At 50.0% G+C, this 3776-nt stretch carries 3 protein-coding genes; 1 reads left to right on the top strand and 2 read right to left on the bottom strand.

All coding sequences use genetic code 11. The features are described from left to right. Positions 1-34 precede the first annotated feature (34 nt). Both glnA and A918_RS0113280 read right to left on the bottom strand, forming a co-directional pair. On the bottom strand, positions 35-1444 hold the full coding sequence (gene glnA, locus A918_RS0113285; protein WP_022711540.1) for a type I glutamate--ammonia ligase: 1410 nt from the start codon (positions 1442-1444) through the stop codon (positions 35-37). Between the two features lie 66 nt (positions 1445-1510). Next, on the bottom strand, positions 1511-1849 hold the full coding sequence (locus tag A918_RS0113280; RefSeq protein ID WP_028233793.1) for a P-II family nitrogen regulator: 339 nt from the start codon (positions 1847-1849) through the stop codon (positions 1511-1513). A 377-nt stretch (positions 1850-2226) separates the two neighbouring features. Here A918_RS0113280 and A918_RS20460 point away from each other — a divergent pair. After that, on the top strand, positions 2227-3776 hold a 1550-nt coding region (locus A918_RS20460; protein WP_022711539.1), incomplete at its 3' end, for a bifunctional ADP-dependent NAD(P)H-hydrate dehydratase/NAD(P)H-hydrate epimerase.

Genomic DNA, 3776 nt, shown 5'->3' with positions numbered 1-3776 from the left:
CGTGGGGGGGGGTTTCTTGTTTCGGGAGGATGTATCAGCAGGAGTAATACATATCGAATTCAACCGGATGCGGAGCCATTTCAAAGCGCATGACTTCCTGCATTTTCAGTTCAATGAAGCTGTCGATCTGATCGTCGCTGAACACATCACCAGCTTTGAGGAAGGCGCGGTCTTTGTCGAGGCTCTGGAGGGCTTCACGCAGAGAACCGCAAACGGTCGGAATTTTTTTCAGTTCTTTAGCTGGCAGATCATAAAGATCTTTATCCATTGCCTGGCCCGGATGGATCTTGTTCTTGATACCATCAAGACCAGCCATCAGAATGGCAGCAAAGCAATAGTATGGGTTTGCTGTCGGATCAGGGAAGCGGACTTCCAGACGCTTTGATTTTGGCGAGTTGCCAAATGGAATACGGCAGGAAGCTGAACGGTTGCGGGCGGAATAGGCCAGCAGAACAGGCGCTTCATAACCCGGAACCAGACGCTTATAAGAGTTGGTCGAAGGGTTGGTGAAGGCATTCAGTGCTTTGGCATGTTTGATCACGCCGCCGATGAAGAACAGGCAGCTTTCTGACAGACCGGCATATTCATTACCGGCGAAAGTCGGCTTGCCGTCTTTCCAGATCGATACGTGAACATGCATGCCCGAACCATTGTCACCGAAGATTGGCTTCGGCATGAAAGTTGCAGTCTTGCCATAGGCATTTGCAGTCTGGTGAACCACATATTTGAAGAGCTGCATCTTGTCGGCATTTGCGACGAGCGTGTCGAACTTCACACCGAGTTCGTGCTGAGCGGCTGCAACTTCATGGTGATGCTTTTCAACGGTTACGCCCATTTCGGACAGAACTGTGAGCATTTCCGAGCGCATATCCTGACAGCTGTCGATTGGCGGAACAGGGAAATAGCCGCCTTTAACGCGCGGACGGTGACCCATATTGCCGGTTTCGTAATCGGTGTCATCATTTGATGGCAGTTCGCTGGAATCCAGCTTGAAACCGGTGTTGTAAGGGTCGTTTTTGTATTTCACATCATCGAAGATGAAGAATTCAGCTTCTGGGCCGATGAAAACAGTGTCGCCGATGCCAAGCGATTTCACATAGGCTTCTGCTTTCTTGGCAGTGCCGCGCGGATCGCGGTTGTAGTTTTCGCCGGTAACAGGATCAAGAATATCGCAAAGCAGAACCAGAGTGGACGCTGCAAAGAACGGATCCATGTGTGCGGAAGCCGGATCCGGCATCAGAACCATGTCGGATTCATTGATGGCTTTCCAGCCGCCGATGGAGGAGGCGTCGAACATAACGCCGTCGGTGAACATGTCTTCATCAACCATGCCCACATCCATAGTCACATGGTGCAGCTTGCCTTTAGGGTCAGTAAAACGCAGGTCAACGAATTTTACGTCGTTGTCAGAGATCAGTTTCAGAATGTCATGGGCGGTCGTCATATGCATTTTCCTATTGAACGACGTTAAACTGAGAAAATTTGTCCGGCATAACCGGTGACTTACATATCAGATAGCATCAGGGCCGGTTTCGCCGGTACGGATGCGGATCACTTCTTCAACGCTGGAGATAAAGATTTTACCGTCGCCAATACGGCCGGTTTGTGCGGCTTTGCGGATGGCTTCCACCGCTGCATCCACTGCATCATCGGCAAGCACGACTTCGATTTTTACCTTTGGCAGAAAATCGACAACATATTCCGCGCCGCGATACAGTTCAGTGTGGCCTTTTTGACGGCCGAAACCCTTGGCTTCCAGAACGGTGATACCTTGCAGGCCGACGTCCTGAAGTGCTTCTTTGACTTCATCAAGTTTGAAAGGCTTAATGATAGCTTCGATTTTTTTCATCAGAATGCTGCCTCCGTTTATTTCTGAGCCTTACATGGCCTTGAAATATTACAAGCATAAATCGTGCCAAAATCTGCGAATTTATAATCTGACGGGTAAAATTTTATAATTTTTTATGGGCAGGCAGAATTTTAATTGGCAGCTTTTGCTGCAGCTTGTTGAAATATTTGATTTATTTTCAAATTATGCCGAAAGGTGAATTTCAGCTGAGGCGAAGAATGTGCAGAAATTTCAGGCAAGGCCGCATCTGCGTTGCCTTTGCATGAAAAAATGGCAGTGATAAATATGATTGCCGGATTTGAATTGCCTAAAATTTAGGCATTGTGCGTTCTAAATAAGCATGTGTGAAGCAGTAAGCATTCTTGCAGGAGCCTGATATGGAATTATTGACGCCGGAAGAGATGGGGCAGGCTGACCGGATTAGCATTGCGGGTGGTATTGCAGGCTATCATCTGATGCAGCGCGCCGGACAGGCGGTATTTGAAGAGATTGTCAGATTTTGGCCTGATGTCCGTTCTGTCGCTGTGCTCTGTGGCTCCGGCAATAATGGCGGCGATGGCTATGTCGTTGCAAAGCTGTTGAAGGCGGCGGGCATATCTGTGGCTTGTTTTTATACGGAACAACCCAAAACGGACGGTGATGCTGCTCTTGCCTGTGCTGACTATGTGTCTTCAGGCGGGCAGGTTCTGCCACTTCACCATTTTATACCCGAAGATTATCCGCTGGTTGTGGACGCTCTGCTCGGTGCGGGATTGGTGCGCGATGTAAACGGAGCGCTGGCAACTTGTATCACAAGGCTGAATATGTCCGGTGTATTTGTCTGTGCTATTGATCTGCCAAGCGGTGTATCAGGACTGGACGGGCAGGTTAAGGGTGTAGCTGTGCAGGCGCAGCATACGGTTACGTTTTTCCGCAAGAAGCCCGGGCATTTATTGCAGCCGGGACGTGAGTTATGCGGTGAAGTGCATGTCCGCGATATCAGCATTGAAAATACGGTATTCGAAACAATACCTGTCAGGCTTTATGAAAATCTGCCGGAGCTCTGGCGTGATGTTCTGCCTGTTGCACTGGCCAATGCCCATAAATTCACACGTGGCCATGTCGGGGTGTTTTCCGGCGGGATGATGTCCACCGGCGCTGCACGCCTGAGTGCTTCTGCTTCTGCGCGTACAGGGGCGGGGCTCGTGACAATGATTGCGCCTCCGGATGCATTGCCTGTTCATGCCGCACATTTGACGGGCACGATGCTGTATCCGATAGGTGAAACTGTTGGTGTTCTGAATTTTATCAGAACAAGAAAAGTCAAAACTGCGGTTTTGGGGCCTGCCTTTGGTGATCTGCCAAGGGCGCGGGAGCTGGTCTGTGTATTAATGGCGGATAGTGCAGATGGAGCCGGTTTGAAAACACTGGTTCTGGATGCTGATGGCATCACAGCATTTAAAGATCAGCCGCAAATACTGTTTGCTGCCGCAGAACGATCAGGCTGTTCGCTGGTGTTGACACCTCATGAGGGGGAGTTTCAGCGGTTATTCGGCGGATTGGTTACGGATAGACAGAGTAAAGTTGAGAAAGCGCGGCAGGCTGCTCAGCTCAGCCATAGTGTGGTGATTTATAAGGGAGCGGATACGGTGATCGCCGCACCGGATGGCCGTGCTGCAATTAATAGTAACGGGACGGCATTACTGGCAACTGCCGGTTCCGGTGATGTACTGACCGGTATTATTGCGGGGCTATGTGCGCAGGGTATGCCAGCCTTTGAAGCTGCCTGTGCGGCAGTGTGGATACATGCGGAAACTGCAAATTGTTTTGCTGAGGAAGCGCCGGTCGGTTTAATCGCCGAAGATATGCCTGACCTGATTGTAAAAGTATGGGCACGACTTGCGAAAAATGGTTTGCTCTCAAATGACAGCATATCCCTGAAAAATGG

Source organism: Pseudochrobactrum sp. AO18b (genome assembly GCF_000409565.1).
Taxonomy (GTDB): domain Bacteria; phylum Pseudomonadota; class Alphaproteobacteria; order Rhizobiales; family Rhizobiaceae; genus Pseudochrobactrum; species Pseudochrobactrum saccharolyticum.
Note: the sequence above shows the minus strand (reverse complement) of the source record. Positions and strands in the feature narration are given on the sequence as shown.

What these genes read in the sequence shown, in the direction of transcription:
- glnA (WP_022711540.1), bottom strand. Translation starts at nt 1,444, where the DNA reads ATGACGACCGCCCATGACATTCTGAAACTGATCTCTGACAACGACGTA.
- A918_RS0113280 (WP_028233793.1), bottom strand. Translation starts at nt 1,849, where the DNA reads ATGAAAAAAATCGAAGCTATCATTAAGCCTTTCAAACTTGATGAAGTC.